The sequence below is a fragment of the Helicobacter bilis genome, from assembly GCF_001999985.1.
GTDB lineage: Bacteria > Campylobacterota > Campylobacteria > Campylobacterales > Helicobacteraceae > Helicobacter_A > Helicobacter_A rappini.
The window spans coordinates 1,266,111-1,283,548 of the sequence record NZ_CP019645.1 but is presented as its reverse complement, the minus strand read 5'-3'; the positions used below and the strand labels follow the sequence as shown (position 1 = coordinate 1,283,548).

The 17,438-nt window shown below is 35.3% G+C and carries 13 protein-coding genes; 6 read left to right on the top strand and 7 right to left on the bottom strand.

Annotated elements, in window-relative coordinates:
* Positions 1-89 precede the first annotated feature (89 nt).
* Positions 90-1,259: a DHH family phosphoesterase gene (locus XJ32_RS06020; RefSeq protein WP_077388675.1), complete on the bottom strand. Its 1,170-nt coding sequence runs from the start codon at positions 1,257-1,259 to the stop codon at positions 90-92.
* A 216-nt stretch (positions 1,260-1,475) separates the two neighbouring features.
* Here XJ32_RS06020 and XJ32_RS06015 point away from each other — a divergent pair, with 216 nt between their 5' ends.
* A complete protein-coding gene (locus tag XJ32_RS06015; protein ID WP_077388674.1) occupies positions 1,476-2,222 on the top strand; it encodes an NYN domain-containing protein in 747 nt (248 codons plus the stop codon).
* A 236-nt stretch (positions 2,223-2,458) separates the two neighbouring features.
* Here XJ32_RS06015 and XJ32_RS06010 read toward each other — a convergent pair whose 3' ends face one another.
* From XJ32_RS06010 to panC, 3 genes are all read right to left on the bottom strand, one after another.
* Positions 2,459-3,313 (bottom strand): transporter substrate-binding domain-containing protein, encoded by an 855-nt coding sequence (locus tag XJ32_RS06010; RefSeq protein WP_077388673.1) that lies wholly within the window; start codon positions 3,311-3,313, stop codon positions 2,459-2,461.
* Positions 3,314-3,454: 141 nt separating this feature from the next.
* Entirely contained in the window at positions 3,455-4,732 is a 1,278-nt protein-coding gene (locus tag XJ32_RS06005; RefSeq protein WP_077388672.1) for a hypothetical protein, read from the bottom strand.
* Between the two features lie 43 nt (positions 4,733-4,775).
* A complete protein-coding gene (gene panC / locus XJ32_RS06000; protein WP_005217134.1) occupies positions 4,776-5,603 on the bottom strand; it encodes a pantoate--beta-alanine ligase in 828 nt (275 codons plus the stop codon).
* Between the two features lie 931 nt (positions 5,604-6,534).
* Here panC and XJ32_RS05995 point away from each other — a divergent pair.
* Entirely contained in the window at positions 6,535-8,190 is a 1,656-nt protein-coding gene (locus tag XJ32_RS05995) for a methyl-accepting chemotaxis protein (RefSeq protein WP_254422515.1), read from the top strand.
* Positions 8,191-8,453: 263 nt separating this feature from the next.
* On the opposite strand, the gene XJ32_RS05990 is transcribed toward XJ32_RS05995, so the two are convergent.
* Both XJ32_RS05990 and XJ32_RS05985 read right to left on the bottom strand, forming a co-directional pair.
* Positions 8,454-9,158, bottom strand: coding sequence for an outer membrane beta-barrel protein (locus tag XJ32_RS05990; protein ID WP_077388670.1), 705 nt, complete (start codon positions 9,156-9,158; stop codon positions 8,454-8,456).
* A 609-nt stretch (positions 9,159-9,767) separates the two neighbouring features.
* Positions 9,768-10,202: a hypothetical protein gene (locus XJ32_RS05985; RefSeq protein ID WP_004085828.1), complete on the bottom strand. Its 435-nt coding sequence runs from the start codon at positions 10,200-10,202 to the stop codon at positions 9,768-9,770.
* A gap of 205 nt (positions 10,203-10,407) precedes the next feature.
* Here XJ32_RS05985 and fliK point away from each other — a divergent pair, with 205 nt between their 5' ends.
* A complete protein-coding gene (gene fliK, locus XJ32_RS05980) occupies positions 10,408-12,318 on the top strand; it encodes a flagellar hook-length control protein FliK (RefSeq protein WP_077388669.1) in 1,911 nt (636 codons plus the stop codon).
* A 333-nt stretch (positions 12,319-12,651) separates the two neighbouring features.
* Here the strand turns inward: fliK and XJ32_RS05975 are convergent, their stop codons facing one another.
* A complete protein-coding gene (locus tag XJ32_RS05975; protein WP_077388668.1) occupies positions 12,652-13,356 on the bottom strand; it encodes an outer membrane beta-barrel protein in 705 nt (234 codons plus the stop codon).
* A gap of 715 nt (positions 13,357-14,071) precedes the next feature.
* Between XJ32_RS05975 and nhaA the strand changes: the two genes are divergently transcribed.
* Genes nhaA through secD form a run of 3 tightly spaced genes read left to right on the top strand, consistent with a single transcriptional unit; the run spans position 14,072 to position 17,429 of the window.
* The gene (gene nhaA / locus XJ32_RS05970; protein WP_077388667.1) at positions 14,072-15,367 is read left to right on the top strand and encodes a Na+/H+ antiporter NhaA; all 1,296 of its coding nucleotides are present in this window, start codon (positions 14,072-14,074) and stop codon (positions 15,365-15,367) included.
* A 50-nt stretch (positions 15,368-15,417) separates the two neighbouring features.
* On the top strand, positions 15,418-15,750 hold the full coding sequence (gene yajC, locus XJ32_RS05965; RefSeq protein ID WP_004085733.1) for a preprotein translocase subunit YajC: 333 nt from the start codon (positions 15,418-15,420) through the stop codon (positions 15,748-15,750).
* Between the two features lie 20 nt (positions 15,751-15,770).
* Positions 15,771-17,429: a protein translocase subunit SecD gene (gene secD / locus XJ32_RS05960; protein ID WP_077388666.1), complete on the top strand. Its 1,659-nt coding sequence runs from the start codon at positions 15,771-15,773 to the stop codon at positions 17,427-17,429.
* The last annotated feature ends 9 nt before the right edge of the window (positions 17,430-17,438 follow it).

The following is a 17,438-nucleotide window of genomic DNA, read 5'->3' as shown; positions in this document are numbered from 1 at the left end:
CTTATTGGTTTGAATTTAGTTTATGAATTAATAGCTCCAGTGTATTGGTAGCTATTCTCTAAAAGCCCCATCATTAAAATGCAATACCCCTACAATTCCCACTCGTCTTTCATTTGCAAATGTCCTTGCACTTGCGTTTTAATGTCATCATATACAAAGCTCTCTCTAAAACTATCAATTCGACCGCCGCTTGCATTCTTATGTCCGCCGCCATTAAAGCACATTTGACTTAATGCACTTACATCGCAATTCCCATTTGATCGCAAACTCACATTACCCCTATTGCTTACATCCATGTAAAAATCAAACTCTTCATTCTCTTGCAAAAACTTATTTGCCACAACAGAAATGCCACCCATGCCATAGCTTAGAAAGCCAACCTTATCTTCAAAATACACCTTGCATTGCTCTTTCTTTGTCTCAAGCAGTTTGACTTGTGCGCGTGAGATGATATTATCCATTGTTTCACTATCTTTATTTCCGCCTAGCACTTCTTTTTTAATAAAAAATAGCGCATTATCAAAGCCCACTTCATCGAAAGCTTTTCCATCGATTAAACCGCCACTTTTTTCTGTGCTATATTCAATGAAAAAGTTACGCGCAAAATCTAGTAATTTAAGCTTATAATTTCTATTTTCATCATCAAACATAAAGCGATTAAACTCATTACTTGATGCAATAAGACTCATAGCCACCTTGCCAAACTCAAAGCCAAAGCCATCTTCAAGCCATATATCCACAGAGTTAATCATCTCAACGATAGGCTTTAGCCACTGCTGCACAGAAGTATCTAAGCCAAAGCGATCTAGCAAATATTCATAAGTAATCTTTGTCGCACAGCGATTAATATCAAGATAATACCAGCTATACATATTCGCACTCTCTTCGCCTGTAGCATGATGGTCTAGCAGCACAATCTCAACATCTACTTGTGCCATTTTTAGCTCTTTTACTTGTTCGCTTAGAAATTTTGACTCATTTAGCGTAAGATTTAAATCTGTGATAAGGATTATAAACTGCTCTTTTTGCGGGGTGCTACTTTTCTCTCGCTCAACTTTTACTGGTTTGCCAAATAACATGCTTACACTTTCTGTTTGTGCCTTGTGAGATTCTATATCACGCAAAATAGCTTGTAATCTCACCATGACTTCTCTGCCATAGTTTGCATTATAGAATGTAATGTCTTTGAAAAATTCACGCGAAACAAACTGACAGCCATAGCCATCTAAATCGATATGTGATAAATGATAAACTTTCATAATAGCTCTTTTTGTAGAAAATATATTTAATCAATCCGTGAAATTATAGCAAAAAAGCTTACTATTGCAAACGAAAATAAGCGTTAAGTAAAAGTTCATTTATATTTACTTATTCAAAGATTTTAACAAATATTAGGCAAAATTTCATGTATCATTGTGAATAGAATCATAGTAACAACAAGTAGATTCTCACACTATAACATGGAGTAATATAATATGATAGCCATCTTATTTGATTGTGAAAATGTATCATCTACGCATATTCCCTTTATCCTTCAAAGATTAAAGCGATTTGGTAAAGTAGTCCTTAAGTATGCCTTTAAGGATTGGAGTAGGCAAAGCGATTGGACACAACAAGTGGTTGAAGAATATGGTATGATACCCATTCAGGTTTTTCGACATAAAAGTTTTAAAAATACCAGTGATTTAAAAATCCAAGCAAGTGCCTATAAGATTCTGTATGAAAGCAATATAGAGCATATCTGTATCGTCTCAAGCGATAGTGATTTTAGAGATATAGCCCTAGAGATTCAGGCAAAAGGTAAGATTTCAATTGGCTTTGGCGAGATGAAAACGCCAGAATCGCTGCAAAATGCCTATACGCATTTTATCCACCTACAAAGCAAAATAACGAATAATAACCAAGCAATCACCAATAAATCCGCCACAAATAAAACCCCCACTACTAATAGCAAACAAATATCTACAAAAAGTGCTACACCACCAAAACCTAAAGAATTAATGATTTTAGAAAATGCTATTCAAGCCCTGCAAGATACGACAGGATTCTGTCAAGTTGCCAAGCTTGCAAGGTATTTAACACGGCAAGATAGCACCTACACGCTACAAGGAATCTTTAGGGCAAAAAAATGGGCAAATGTTTTTGATAGATACCCCTCAAATCTACATTACGAGCTTACTGGTAAAAATAACAGCACTCTTATTGTGTGTATTAAAAACTAAGAGTTAAAAGATTTAAAACACGAGAGTTTGTTGGGGTTAAATTTTGATATAAGCTAGTAAAGATTCTAATAGTTGGGGAGTTATAGATAAAAGGTTGCAGCAAATAAGTTGCTTACCTTTATTGCATTGCATGAATACCTAAGAATCTTTTAGAGTATGTGGAAAGTAGTTTTACGCAATGATACCAGAGATTCCATAGAATCCCTAGCCAAACATTAAGATTCTAGGACTTAAAATTACTCTGCAAAGATAACCATATCAGCCGTGATTTCACTGCCAAATTCACTTGCTAAAGTTGCATTATAAGCTTCTTTAAAAAAGCCTTCTTTTTGTAAAGTGTCAATTTCAGCATTAAGCCAATCTAGCAATTCTTTATTACCTTGTTTGACTGCTGGGGCGATTACATCTTGCTCACCGATAGATTGGATTCCCACTTTATATTCTGGATTATGTTTTACCCACGCATAAAGCATTGTAGAATCATGAGAAAGCGCATCACCTTTTCCTTGCTGGAATGCTTGGAAAGTCTCTGTGTTTTGCTCGAATTTAAGTAAGTTTATGCCACTTTGCTTACTGAAATAAATGTCTGCTGTTGTGCCTTTATTGACTATCAAAGTTTTACCTTGCAATTGCTCTTCACTTGTGATAGCACCATCTTTGCTAACCACACCTAGCGTTACTTTCATATAAGGCTTTGCAAAATCTACTTGCTTTTCTCGCTCTGGTGTTTTTGTAAAGTTTGCCATGATAATATCTACTTTATTTGCTTTTAAAGCACTAGCCCTAGCTGCCGCTTCAACAGGCACAAATTCAATCTTATTCTCATCACCTAGCAAATCTTTTGCAAAACGCTTTGCGATATAGACATCAAAGCCTTTGTATTCATTATTTTCATAATATCCAAATGGTGGTTTATCGCTGAATACACCGATACGAATCTTGCCATTATTTTTGATTGTCTCAATGGCACTTTCTTGCTTTTTTGTCTCTTCTTGTTTAGAATCACCACATGCAAGTAGTCCAAGCATAATTGCACCACCTAAAACTAACGCCGCACTAGAACGAAAAATCCCTTTAAAATTAAAAGCCATTACTGCTCCCTTTCTAAAATAAAATAAAGTTGCAAGTGTAGCATATTCTTGCCTTATATGCAACAAAATTATAAAAATATTGCATTGTTATAGAATCTTGTATATAAAAACTTCATATTTTAGAGTTTATTTACAATATAGTTAGAACATAAATCGCAATCCGCCATTAATCTCAAATGTGCTTGGCACACCCCTGCTAAAATGCGTGCTGCCTATATGCGTAATAGCACTTAGAGTTTGTGTGATACCAAACTCAAGCATGGCGTTAAACTCGCTTTGTGTAAGATTTTTTCTATTACCACCATAATAATTTGAGCCATTAAAGAAAGTTGCACCATAGGCAAAATACATATTGAGCTTATTATCAAGTAAACCAAGCCTTGTTGCCGCATAGATTAAATGTGCGTTATTTCCCATTTTGATAGCACGACCACCCCATACAAAAAAGGGCTGAATATTTGTATAAAAAGTGTTTGACATATCCGCTTGTGTGCCATTACCAACACCCAAGATTCCAAGACTACCCATTCCTGCGTTACCACTTGCAACATAGCCAATCATCGCATCAATATTTTTATATCCAATGGTAACTTTAGAATCAAAAAGGAATGTGTTATTATGAAAAGACTTTGGACTTTTATGATCTTCAAAACTCCCAGCAAAACCCAAGTCAGCACCAAACCACCATACATTACCACCATTAAATCTTGTAGCAAAATGCCCTCTTATGCCCGCAGTCGCAAACACACTTGGTATAAAGGTGGTAAAACCACTCATATACGCACTATTTTTTATATCTTTTTGATCGCCATTAAAATAGTATTTTACCCCAACATTAAACCAACCTGTTTTATCAAGGGGCATAAATCGTGTCATTTCATAATAGCTTACACGACCAAAATTATATGCCCATATCGCTTCAATCACAAGATTTCTCACACTCCCATTTCTCACCCAGATCCCATCAATTAAGTGATTAATCCAAGGGCTAATGGGCTGAAATCTCCCCGCTTTAATCGCTGTATCACCATCAAAATATTCTATAAAAGATTCCCCTAAGGCTACACTGCTACCGCCTAAGACTTCATTGCCTGTATTATTATAGAAGTATTTTTTCACTCCATCGTTATAGTTTAATAAGCCTTGAGCGGCACGAAAAGATATTGCCGCACGCAAATTATAATAAAATCCAGTGGTATAGCCAAGTCCAACAGAAGCATTAAGCAATCCTGCATTACCTAAGAATCTATTTGAGCCATAAAGATTATTTGTATAATATCCACCGCCACCACTTGACATAAAATTCCCATATAACACAATATCTACTTGCTTTGTGCCATTAAGCAGGGCAGAATCAAGTGTTTTATATTGCCCAAAAGCTAAAGCAATCGTTAAAAAAAATAAAATAAAAATACGCATAACATTCCTTGTTGCATAGAATCTAAAAGTGAAAATAAATCCGTTATTCTATCCAAAGATTATCAAGCAATCGTATCTTTCCAATGCGAACTACAAGTAAAAAAATGCAATTTTGTGCTTTTGTAGCAAAAGTTAAATCATGATTGTAAAAATCCATATAATCTATGTTTAGATTCCCTAGAATCTTTTCTGCTTCTTGCTTTAATATCGCAATATCCCTTATATTTTGCTGTGTGATGAGATCTTGTAAATGAAATATTGTTTTGGGAATCGCAAGGGCTAGTTGCCTCTCACTCTCACTTAAATATACATTCCTTGAGCTTAAGGCTAGATTGTCATAATCACGCACGATTGGCATACCTATGATTTCTATCGGTAGGCATAAATGTTGCACCATTTTTTTGATAATGAGTAGCTGCTGTGCGTCTTTTTGTCCAAAGTATGCCCTTGTAGGCGAAATGAGATTAAAAAGCTTTAGCACGACTTGCAATACCCCTCTAAAATGCGTGGGACGATAGTATCCCTCAAGGATATAGCCCATCTTTTTGGGCGGTTCTATTGTGATTTCATCATCATCTGTGTATAGAATCTCACTCGTTGGCGCAAATACAATATCAACGCCTACTTCCCTGCATATTTCAATATCTCTCTCAAGTGTGCGTGGATAAGTGGATAAATCTTCTGTTGGGCTAAACTGCGTTGGATTCACAAAGATAGAGACAACGGCTATATGATTTTGTGCGACATTAGATTCTATAAGGCTTTTATGTCCGTTATGTAAAGCCCCCATAGTCGGCGTGAAACCAATATCAAGCGAAGTGAAATGTATATTAGAATCTTTATTTTCATTATGCAATTTTGCATGACTCATGCCCGTTTGGATACATATAGTTTGGTTTGGTTTGGTTGTTTGATTATGATTTAAAACTCGTTTTGTATTGTCTGTTTGGCTGTAATGTAATAGTCGCTTTGTGTCTTCTGTGTGATTGTCTTGCAAAGTTTGTTTGGTGTTTTTTATGTGATTATTATACGGGGCTTGTTGTGTTTCATCTACTTGATTGTAGCTTACAACTTGTTTTGCTTCATCTACTTGTGTGTCATGTAAAGCTTTTTTTGTGTTGCTTGTTTGCATATGGCATGGAGCGTGTTTTGTATCATCTATGTGATTGTAATTTAAATCTCGTTTCGTGCTATCTGTTTGAATATTTGTTTGTAAAAAAGCAATATATTCTTGTTGCTTTACTTGCAAGGCTTCTTGTAGCTCCTCTTTTGTCGTTGCTATAATGCAATTTTTATGTTGTTGCTTAAATGCCTTATAGTCGTAGTTTTTATAATCGCAATCTTGTTGGTTTTGTAACATATATTTGCCTTTATCGCTTGTAGAAATAAAACGCTATTGTAGCGATTTATTCAAATCTTTTGTGGATTCTACGATAAAAAGTGCAAGATTTTATTGCATGGTTTAGTTTCTAAATTCTTGTCATATTAGGTGCGTAAGCACGAAATATCCCTTTTAGATTCTACGCTAGTATTTACTTACGCTCAATATGACAATTTATTAAAGTTTCTAAAAGCGTTATTATAACAAGTAAAGCTTTAATGATATAGAATCTAGAATAAATAGATATGAAAAACACAAGACAACGATATATTCTTACATTCAAAGCCCCAAAACTTTATAGAATCTAGTCTATACGCTATAAAATTTATTTATAAATGCTAGAATATTGCGGTTAAGTTTTTGTGATATATTATAAAGTTTGCGGAATGCAACAATGTTTTAAAAGTTTAGGAAGGTAATCGTGGAAACGACTGAAAAGAAAAAAATGAGTGTGAGTGTCATGCTTGGCATAGGCTTTGGTGTGCTACTTCTTTTTACATGTATTATTGCAGTGATTAGTCTTATTAATGTGGATTATATTATTAAAAGTTTGCGTCAAATCAATGATGTTAATGCCCTAAAGCAAAGACATGCTATAGATTTTCGTGGTAGTGTGCATGATAGGTCTATTGCTATTAGAGATGTTGTGCTAACAGATAGTAATAACATGACTTTATTATCAAATCTTGAGAAAGAAATAAACGCATTGCAAGATTTTTATATGAAAGCTGCAAATGGTATGGAAGAAGACTTTTTAGCAAAAAATATGTTTGATAGTGAAGAGAGTCGCATTTATGCTTCTATCCGTCAAACGCGTATGGCAACTCTGCCGATGATTGATAATATTATCGCTATGAAAAAGCGTGGGCAAAATGAGTTGGCAGAAAAAGAGTTACAAGCGATTGCACCGCATTTTGTTACATGGTTAGCACAGATTAATGAGTTTATTAATTTAGAAGAGTCAAAGAATCAGAATCTTACAAAAGAGTTAAGAGATGCAGTAGATTCCTTTAAGGCAATATTATTTGTGCTAGTTGGGGCAAGTATTCTTTTTGGCGTACTGATCGCTTTATATATTGTGCGTAGCTTGTTAAACTCACTTGGTGGTGAGCCACATTCTGCATCTCGTGCAGTATCTCGCATAGCAAATGGTAATTTGCAAGAATGTGTAACCTTTAAAGGTGAGGGCAGTATGCTTGCGTCTATTTCAGCTATGCAGACACGATTAAAAGAGATTATACAAGCGGTTATAGAATCTTCAAATCAAATTAATGAAGCAACGCATAAAGTCGCTAAAACTTCAAATGAAGCACAACAGGCTTCAACCATTCAAACGCAAAGCTCTTCAGTGATTGCTACAAAGATTAATGAGATGAATGAAGCTATTTCAGAGATTTCCAACGCAGCAAAGCTATCTGAACAAAACGCGTTAAAGAATGTGGAGCTATCCCTAGAGGGCGTAAAAGTGGTGAATACAACCGCAGAAGAGATAGGCAAGATGACTATGCTGATTAATGATTCAGCAAATAATATGCGAGGCTTACAACAGCAATCACTTGAGATTAGCAATAGCGCTAATCTTATCGCAGAGATAGCAGATCAAACAAACTTACTAGCACTTAACGCGGCTATTGAAGCTGCAAGAGCAGGAGAGCATGGCAGGGGCTTTGCAGTCGTAGCAGATGAGGTAAGGCGACTTGCTGAACGCACTGCAGGTAGCACAAATGAGATTGCAAAGATTATCCAGTCAATCCAGCAAGGCATTGAAACTTCAGTAGAATCTATTGAAGTCATTGTGCCACAGATTGAAAAGGGACAAGAGCTTATCTCAAATTCTGTTTCACTGCTTAGTCAGATACAAGAACAAGCTCAAGATTCTCTCACAAAAGCCCAAGAGGTAGCACACTCATCAGGACAACAAGAGGCAACAATGGAGAGTATCGCAAAAGATATGCAAAATATCTCTAATCTATCAGTAAGCACAGGGCAATCATTGCAAAATACAAATGAAACCATTCATAAGCTAGAGCAAATCTCTGATGGCTTAAAACAACACATGCAATATTTTAAGATATAGTTATTTATGGTATTCGCGTTGTGAGAGTTGATTAAGTAAGGGGATCTAAAATATATCTGTGGAGTACAAAAGATTCCCACTTTTAAAGTGGGAATGGAATTTTAATAATGTAAGGTTGCAAGACTGAACAAATAGGTTGGAACAAAAGGGCTTATGCCCTTAAAACACTGGGCAATGTAAGAATAAGCCCTATAAAAACATTAAAGGATATAGAAATATCCTAATAAAAACACTAGATTATGTAAAAACAATCTAATAAAACATTAGAAAATGTAAGAATAACCTACATTAATCACATGTGTATTCATGAGTGTTTCGCTTTTATCATTTTTATCATTTGAGCTATATCCAGCTGATAGGGCTTGGATTTTTGCACCAATTTCTACTTTATGAGACCCGCCAAAAGTTGCTGCGATACCTACATTTATAGGGATATTAAAGCCATTGTATTTCATCTTGCCAATTATTTGATCAATCACTGCCTTTTGACCTGTCATGCCAGTGATACCATAGCCAAGCCCAAAGCCTACATACGCACCAAGTGTGAAGCTATCTGTATTTAAGAAATTCACCATTACATCAGCATTCAATGTAATATTTTGGAATGATAGATTAATGTCTTTTACTCCCGCTCCAAAAACTGCACCCTTCATAAGCAACCTACTGCCATTAAAGTCATAGCCTAGATAGCCTCTCACACCCACTATCGGCATAAAGAAGTATTGATAACCAGCTTTTAAGCCAACATTAAAGGAAGCAGCTGATTTATCCATTTTGCTATCTTTGTAATCCTTGTCGCTCCAAGCTTTACCATTTCCATCATACATTCCCACACCAAAAAGTGAAACACCACCATGCACACCTACAAATAGACCGCTTTTCTCTCCACCCTCATCTGCTAAGGCAGTATTGCTAAGCCCTATTGCAAGTAATGTGCTTGCAGCTATTATACTAAGAGTTTTTCTCATTGTTTATCCTTTAAAATAATTTAAATTTCCTTTAACTTTGATAAAAAGCTCAAAGGATTTAAAATTTTAATAAAAACAAACAAATCGCAAACTACAAAAAAAAAAAAACGATTTTTCTGTATTTCAATAGAAAAAATGTAACATTTTTATGGGATTTAACGATATTTTTACATAAAATGAGAGGGAATCTTGTTGTATTTTTAAGCTTTGTTTAAATATTTTAGAAGTTAAGATTCTCTGCCTTATGATTGGAATGCATAGCTTGTGGCACAAAAAATAGTAAGAAATTAGTTTTCTTGCTTTTTTGAGCCATAGGCGAAAAATCTTTTTGTTAGATTCTGTATTAGATATTTCGCTACGCCCAATATGACAATTTTTAGATTCTAAATATTATACTTTGGAATCATCAGTAAAATATGCATTTAATAATATGAACTCTTACAAAAATCGTATCACAACTTACTATGACTAGAAAGTGTAGAAACAAAACCATAATTAAGATTTCAGCATGAAAGATTCTAGCCCTACATTAAAAGCCATATTGAATCTATCTTTATGCCAAGCAGACATGTTAGTCTAAAAGTAGAATCTTTAGGATAAATATCAAAATTAATCTAGTCCCTCTATCTCTGTATCTGTGCATAAGAATGCACTTTTTGTTTTTAGGTTTGAGTTTGAACGCAAACATGCGCGTAAAAATACATCGGCTTCTTCAAGGCTAGAAAAAATCGTAATAGTTTCTGTAAAAGTCATAACTTCATAAAGGTTTGTAAAAATCCCCATTTTTTCCATGAAAGTTTCAAACCCGCTTACATTGTTTTTTAAACTTCTCTCATCTTTGTCAAGTTTATTAATCGTAATTTTATAGAGATGAAACTCATGGATAATGCCCCTTTCTGTGCGCGCATCAAACTTGCTGCCGGGCTCTGGCAAAATCATATTTGTGCCATAAAATTCATTCGCACTTGCAACAAGTTCTTCAGGTTTCACCACCGAAAAAACCATAGGCAAATCAACCAAAAAATCAGCTTTTTTCTGACTCATACATCACTCCTGCATAATTATCAAATATTGACTATCCATCTGCAATTATATGCAATAAAATAAAATGTTTGCAATATTTTTCCTATTTTTATAATCAAAACATTTTGAAAGTTAGCATTGTATCATATTGTATTAAAAATACACTATTTGGGAATAAATTTTGCTTCTACATTTAGCGATATTTACAAATTATAAGGGGTGCTTTATGGTCGCTGATATGAATGTTTCTGGGATAAGCCAATCTCAAGCAACGCCCACAGATAGTCCAAAGCAAAAAGCAGATACAGATACCACGACACTCTCATTTTCTGAAGCACTTGCAAGTAAAGAGCAAAAAGATTCTACAAAGATAAAAGACTCAAAAGAAACAAAAGAGAGTGAAAAAAAGACAGATAAAAAAGACATGAAAGAATCTAAAGAAGCAAAAGATTCTAAAGATTCTAAAAATGTAGCTAAAGAAAGCGAGCCAAATCCACTCACAACAAAGCCAAATAAAAAGCAAGATGAGGCAACACTCGCTAAAGCTTTGAAAGAGAGTAAAGAAGAAGATAAAGATACTGAATCTAGCGAAGAAATAGACGCACAAGAGATAGACCTGCAAGACAAGCTAAAAGAAGCAAAAGAGGGCAAAACAGATAAAATGGAATCTAGCCCCAAAGATTCTAAAATCGCAAAAAAAGAAGATTCCACAAAAACTAAGGATAAAAAAGATAATGCGAATAAGCTCGATGTTACAGCAGAATCTATGCAGCAAAATAGCGAAAATGTAGCTGAAGTAGATGAAGAGATAAGCACTAAAAAAGATGAAGTAAAGCCAACAGATTCTAAAGCAAAAAATGTAGTACAAGATAAAGAATCTCAACTAAAAAGTCTCAATGATGTAAAAAAGGAAGCACAAGCAAGAAATCTCAATCTACAAAAAATGGAGATTATAGAAAATGGTAAGAAAAATCCCATAAATCCGCAAGATTTAATGGATAGAAGTCTGCTTGAGGGTAATAAAGAACGACTTGCATTTTCCTTGCAGGATAAAGGACAGGCAATAAGCACTTCACTTGCTAAAACAAACATGCAAGACATGGGAGAACAAGCAAAAAAAGATGCACTATTAGCAGAGCTATTAAACCGCTATGACGCAAATGCCAATGCTAAACGAAAAGCACAAAATGAAATGGAAAAATTGCAGTTTAAAATCGGTGATGGCGATAAATCTATGGTGATTGAACGCACGCATATTCAACCAAAAAATATTACAGAATCTAAAGTCCGCAATGAGATTATGGAGCAAGAGTTTTTAGAAGAATTGCAGGGCATTACAGGTGATGAGGATTTAGCAGATATACTTGAAGTCAATCGTGCAAAAATCACCGCACACATAGCACAGCAAAGCTCTAAAATTGCAAATGGTAAAGATTCTGTTATGATACAAAAAACCTATCAAGGCTGGGCGCAACAAGGGCAGTTTTTAGACCCAAAAGAAATCAAAGATTCTAAAAATGTAGCCTTTGAAATGGATGTGCAAAAGCCTTTTGATGCTTTATTTGCAGAGAATCTAAAGACAGATTCTAAAGCAAAAGAAGCAGAAGTTATAAGCAAAATGGATAAAAAGGTTGAAGAAGCACCAAAGGAAAAAGTCGATGCAAAACAGGAAGTGGGTTCTGTGCATACAAAGCAAGAAGTGAATATGAAAAATGCGATGGCAAGGGAAGCTATGAAGCATTTTGCAAGTCAGTTTAAAGAAGAGATTCTAAACTATAAACCGCCTATTACACGCATTAATCTAGAGCTTAATCCCGCAAATCTAGGGCAAGTGGCGATGACTATTTCTAAGAAAGGCAAGGACTTGCAGGTAAGCATTACTTCAAATGCGAATGTTATGACAATGTTTGTGCAAAACGCACAGGAATTGCGACAGAATCTTATGCAAATAGGCTTTAATAGCCTTGATTTAAACTTCAGCACACATGATGGGGGTGGCAGTAATGCTGGACAAAATGACCCTAAAGACCAAAAAGATGGCAATATAAAACTTCAAAGCATTGAAGAAGCCGAAGCCCAAGCCCAACTTGGCAATATCCCACAATCACTTGAGATTGCATTACCGCAATATGCGTGATGAGAATGTATTTAATAACTTTAATAACTTTAATAACTTTAGGGTCTTTTTAGTTTTTTAGAATCTGAAGATAAGTTCAATGCAAGTTGGTATTGTTGGGAATCTTGATAGCCACCGTAATGTAAAATTTTTGTTGAAATTCGCTTAATTTATGTGGATTTGCTGCTTTTCTCGCTGCACCATAGATTCTAAGGCTAAAAGCAAGTTTAGAATCACAGAAGATTCCCACTTTTAAAGTGGGAATGGAATTTTAATAATGTAGGGTTGTAAGACTGAACAAATAGGTTGAAACAAAATAGGGCAGAACAAATAAAGGTTATGCCTTATAAAACATTAGAAAATGTAAGAATAGCCTACATTAATCACATGTGTATTCATTAGGTATTCAGTTTTATCATTTTTAGTCTTTGAGCTATATCCAGCTGATAGGGCTTGGATTTTTGCACCGATTTCTACTTTATGAGACCCGCCAAAAGTCGCTGCAATACCCACATTTATAGGAATATTAAAGCCATTGTAGTTCATATTGTTAATAACCATATCAATCGCTGCTTTTTGACCTGTAACACCAGTGATACCATAGCCAAGTCCAAAGCCTACATACGCACCGAGTGTAAAGCTATCTGTATTTAGGAAATTCACCATTACATCAGCATTCAATGTAATATTTTGGAATGATATATTTATATCTTTCACACCTGTTCCAAGTTTTGAGCCTTTCGCAAATATTCTACTCCCATTAAAATCATAGCCAAGATAGCCTCTCACTCCCACTATTGGCATAAAGAAGTATTGATAACCAGCTTTTAAGCCAACATTAAATGAAGTAGCCGATTTATCAATTCCCCTGTCTTTGTAGGTTTGATTGCTCTCCGCTTTACCTTTCTCATCATACATTCCCACACCAAAGAGTGAAACACCGCCATGCACACCTACAAATAGACCGCTTTTCTCTCCACCCTCATCTGCTAAGGCAGTATTGCTAAGCCCTACTGCAAGTAATGTGCTTGCAGCTATTATACTAAGAGTTTTTCTCATTGTTTATCCTTTAAAATAATTTAAATTTTCCTTTAACTTTGATAAAAAGCTCAAAGGATTTAAAATTTTAATAAAAACAAACAAATCGCAAACTACAAAAAAAAAAAAACGATTTTTCTGCATTTCAATAGAAAAAATGTAACATTTTTATGGGATTTGGAAATAATTTTATATAAAATAAGAGGGGGATCTTGTTTTATTTTTAAGCTTTATTTAAGTATTTTAGAAGTTAAGATTCTCTACCTTTATGATTGGAATGCATGGCTTGTGGCACAAAAAATAGTAAGAAATTAGTTTTTCTTGTCATTTTGAACCATAGGTGAAAAATCTTTTTGCCAGATTCTGTATTAGATATTTCGCTACGCTCAATATGACACTACTCGTACCCAGATTCTATAAAATCCGCACTCCCTCACCTTGCACTCACCCATAAAGATAGAGATTCTAGAATCTAATCCCTATCACACTGAGGCGTTAGCCAAAGTATCTAGCTTGGAATCTAAAAAGATTTCTCTCTTTCAACAGCTCAAAATGACAAGAAACTAGGCTAAATCTTGTCTTAAACTTGCTAGTTTATCTCACTTAACAAGCTATAAAACAAACACAACTATGACAATCGTAAGACATAAAAACGCAGAAAAATACTTCTTGTTTTTATTATGCTTTAAGTTTTTTATTATAATAGTTTCATTTTTGATGATAGAGAAGGAAACTAATGCGCGTTACACAAGTTTTGATGAATTTTATCCGTAGTGAATCTTTTGGCGGTATTTTTCTTGGGATTAGCACGATTATGGCACTTATTGTTGCCAACTCGCCATTATCACATATATATCACACGATTTTTGAAACACCTTTTGGTTTTCAGTTTGGCGAACATTTTGTGGGTATGGAGCTAAAAATATGGGTGAATGATGTGCTTATGTCGTTTTTCTTTTTACTTGTTGGTTTGGAGATTAAGAGAGAAATGCTTTTTGGCGAGTTAAATTCTTTTTCAAAAGCGGCATTTCCAGCTATTGCAGCATTAGGGGGCATGATAGTCCCGGGTGCGATATATTATGCACTCAACATTGGCACGGCTTCAAGTCATGGTTTTGGTATCCCGATGGCAACAGATATTGCATTTGCATTAGGTGTGTTGCTTATACTTGGCAAACGCATTCCTATTGCCTTGAAAGTTTTTCTTGTTACCTTAGCTGTTGTTGATGATTTGGGTGCGATTGTGGTTATTGCGTTATTTTATGGAGATTCTATACATTTGATGTGGCTGCTTGCTTCAGCCGGAATCATTGTGCTACTTGTGCTATGCAATATGCGTGGCATTAAGCATTTGATTGTATATCTTGGACTTGGAATCTTATTATGGTTTTTCGTGCATGCAAGCGGTATCCATGCGACTATTGCGGCGGTAATTTTAGCATTTTGTATCCCTGTGAAAGCAAAAAAAGATTTTCAAGCATTTTATGAGCAAATGGGCGTATGGGCGAAAAACTATCAACACAAGCAAAATAAACAAGATTCTATACTTTTAGACCATGATAAATTAGAATTTGTGCAAGAAGTCCAGCATAGTGCTATAAACACACAAAATCCACTCTTAAGACTAGAGCATTTTTTGCAACCTTGGAGTGCGTATTTTATCATGCCTTGCTTTGCGTTTGCAAATGCGGGGGTAAGCATTGAATCTAATTTTAATTTTAATATAGACCATATTTTTCTTGGTGTATTCTTAGGCTTAGTTGTAGGGAAGCCTATTGGAATCTTCCTTGCGTCTTTCTTGTGTGAAAAGTTGGGTATTGCAAAACGACCTGATGGAATCTCTTGGACTTATATTTTAGGGGCTGGTATGCTTGCTGGGATTGGCTTTACGATGTCGCTTTTTGTATCCGAGCTTGCCTTTGATATACATGAAGCAAAAGAATTATCTAAAATCACTATATTGCTTGCATCGCTTACTTCATGTATTATTGGTGTTATATTCTTGCTTTTATCTGGTAAAGCAAAAAATTAACATTTTTTGTGTTAGAATCCTTGCTTTATTTTTGAATATGAAGGATATGTATGCAAGAGCTTATTAGTTTTTTGCCATTAGCAGTTCTTATTTTAGTGTTTTATTTTCTTGTGTTTCGTCCGCAGCAGCAGCAAAGAAAGAAACATGCAGCTATGGTTGAATCTTTAAAAAGAGGGGATAAAATCGTTACAAATGGTGGTTTTGTATGTGAGGTAATCAAGCAAGATGATAGATTTATAGTTGTAGAGTTAGGCGATACTCAAGTGCGACTTGCAAGGGAATTTGTAGCTTACAAAGTTGATGAAATGGCAGAAGACGATGATTCTAGCACAGATTCAAAGAAAGAGGAAAAAGAATCTAAAAATAAGCATGATAAAAAATAAATTTTAGGTTAGATTAGCGTATGGCAAAGATTCACACAAATACACAAAAACCCTTTAATTACAGGTTGTTAGCCTTTATTCTTGCATGTTGTTTTGGAATCTTTTTTAGCATTCCATCGTTTTTTCAAGATTCTAGCAAATACCCCTTTTTTGATGGTTATAAAAAGATTACGCTTGGACTTGATTTGCAAGGTGGGTTAAGCCTTTTGCTTGATGTTGATGTAAATGAGGCAGTTGGCAATAAGTATAGCAGTATGCTTAGTGATTTAAAGCATCAAACAGATAAGAAAAATATTTTTATTAATAAGCTTAGAATGCAAGATGATTCTATAAGCTTTATCTTACTTGATTCAAGTAGAACAAAAGATATGGAATCTATCCTTAGCAATATGGAAGGTGTGGTATGGTCTCAAAGTGGTAATACCTTTAACATAGCGTTGAATGAAGAGGCTATAAAAAAGGTGCAAAAAAATGCCCTAGATCAAGCTATTTTTACCATTCGCAATCGACTTAGTGGTTTTGGTTTAACAGAGCCAAATGTCTTGCGTGAAGGGATTAATCAAATACGCGTAGAAATGCCGGGTGCGCAAAGTGAGGAAGAGCAAAAAAGGCTTATAAAGTTAATCTCGCAAAACGCACAGCTAGAGTTTATGGCAGTAGATGAAGATTTGGCTAGACGCATGATGAATGGTGAAGTAATCAGCGATGAAGAGGCTATGAGGTATAATTCTGTGCTATTGCCTTATGCTGAAAATGAAATGGCAAAGCTCCCCTTGAAAGCCGTCCCTATCCTTGATGGAAGCTCCATTGTAAAAGCAGATTCTACAATTGATGAGAATAAAAATGATGCGGTAAGCTTTGTGCTAGATTCTAAAGGGGCTGAAATATTTGGTGATTTCACAGGGCGAAATATTAAGAAAAGATTGGCGATTGTGCTTGATAAACGCATAATTTCTGCACCTAGCATTAATCAAAGGATTGGTGGTGGCAATGGCATTATTACTGGTAGTTTTGATAGAAAAGCAGCAAGTGATTTAGCCATAGCGCTTAGGTCTGGTGCGCTTCTTGCCCCCGTTTCTGTGATAGAAAAAAGGGTTGTAGGTCCTAGTCTTGGTGCAGATTCTATACAAGCTTCCGTTATAGCCCTTATCAGCGGCTTTGTCTTAGTTGTGGGCTTTATGATTGTATATTATGCTATGGCAGGTGTCTTTGCTTCTCTTGCCCTTGTTATCAATCTCTTTTTGATTATCGCCGTTATGGCGTTATTTGATGCGACACTAACACTACCGGGTATGGCTGGTATCGTGCTAACTGTGGGTATGGCAGTAGATGCAAATATCATCATTAATGAGAGAATTAGAGAAGGACTTAAGTCTGGCATGGGAGTAATAAAGTCATTACGCATTGGCTATGAGAATGCTTCTCGTGCCATTTTTGATGCCAATATTACTTCACTTATTGCCTCAATTTTGCTTTATGTGTATGGCACTGGTGTTATAAAAGGCTTTGCGATTACTACCGGTATTGGCATATTAGCTTCTATCGTTACCGCTATAATTGGCACACATGGAATCTATCTATGGCTTGGTAATCGTATAGAAAGAAGTAAAAATCTAGCCTTTTGGTTTGGCATTAAGCTAGATTCTAAGACTGAAGTAGCAGCAAAGCAAAAGCGTTAGTAAGGAAGT

Excerpts from the sequence above, each read along its gene's own strand:
- XJ32_RS06020 (WP_077388675.1), bottom strand. The coding sequence starts at position 1,259 with ATGAAAGTTTATCATTTATCACATATCGATTTAGATGGCTATGGCTGT.
- XJ32_RS06015 (WP_077388674.1), top strand. The coding sequence starts at position 1,476 with ATGATAGCCATCTTATTTGATTGTGAAAATGTATCATCTACGCATATT.
- XJ32_RS06010 (WP_077388673.1), bottom strand. The coding sequence starts at position 3,313 with ATGGCTTTTAATTTTAAAGGGATTTTTCGTTCTAGTGCGGCGTTAGTT.
- XJ32_RS06005 (WP_077388672.1), bottom strand. The coding sequence starts at position 4,732 with ATGCGTATTTTTATTTTATTTTTTTTAACGATTGCTTTAGCTTTTGGG.
- panC (WP_005217134.1), bottom strand. The coding sequence starts at position 5,603 with ATGAGTCATGCAAAATTGCATAATGAAAATAAAGATTCTAATATACAT.
- XJ32_RS05990 (WP_077388670.1), bottom strand. The coding sequence starts at position 9,158 with ATGAGAAAAACTCTTAGTATAATAGCTGCAAGCACATTACTTGCAATA.
- XJ32_RS05985 (WP_004085828.1), bottom strand. The coding sequence starts at position 10,202 with ATGAGTCAGAAAAAAGCTGATTTTTTGGTTGATTTGCCTATGGTTTTT.
- fliK (WP_077388669.1), top strand. The coding sequence starts at position 10,408 with ATGGTCGCTGATATGAATGTTTCTGGGATAAGCCAATCTCAAGCAACG.
- XJ32_RS05975 (WP_077388668.1), bottom strand. The coding sequence starts at position 13,356 with ATGAGAAAAACTCTTAGTATAATAGCTGCAAGCACATTACTTGCAGTA.
- nhaA (WP_077388667.1), top strand. The coding sequence starts at position 14,072 with ATGCGCGTTACACAAGTTTTGATGAATTTTATCCGTAGTGAATCTTTT.
- yajC (WP_004085733.1), top strand. The coding sequence starts at position 15,418 with ATGCAAGAGCTTATTAGTTTTTTGCCATTAGCAGTTCTTATTTTAGTG.
- secD (WP_077388666.1), top strand. The coding sequence starts at position 15,771 with ATGGCAAAGATTCACACAAATACACAAAAACCCTTTAATTACAGGTTG.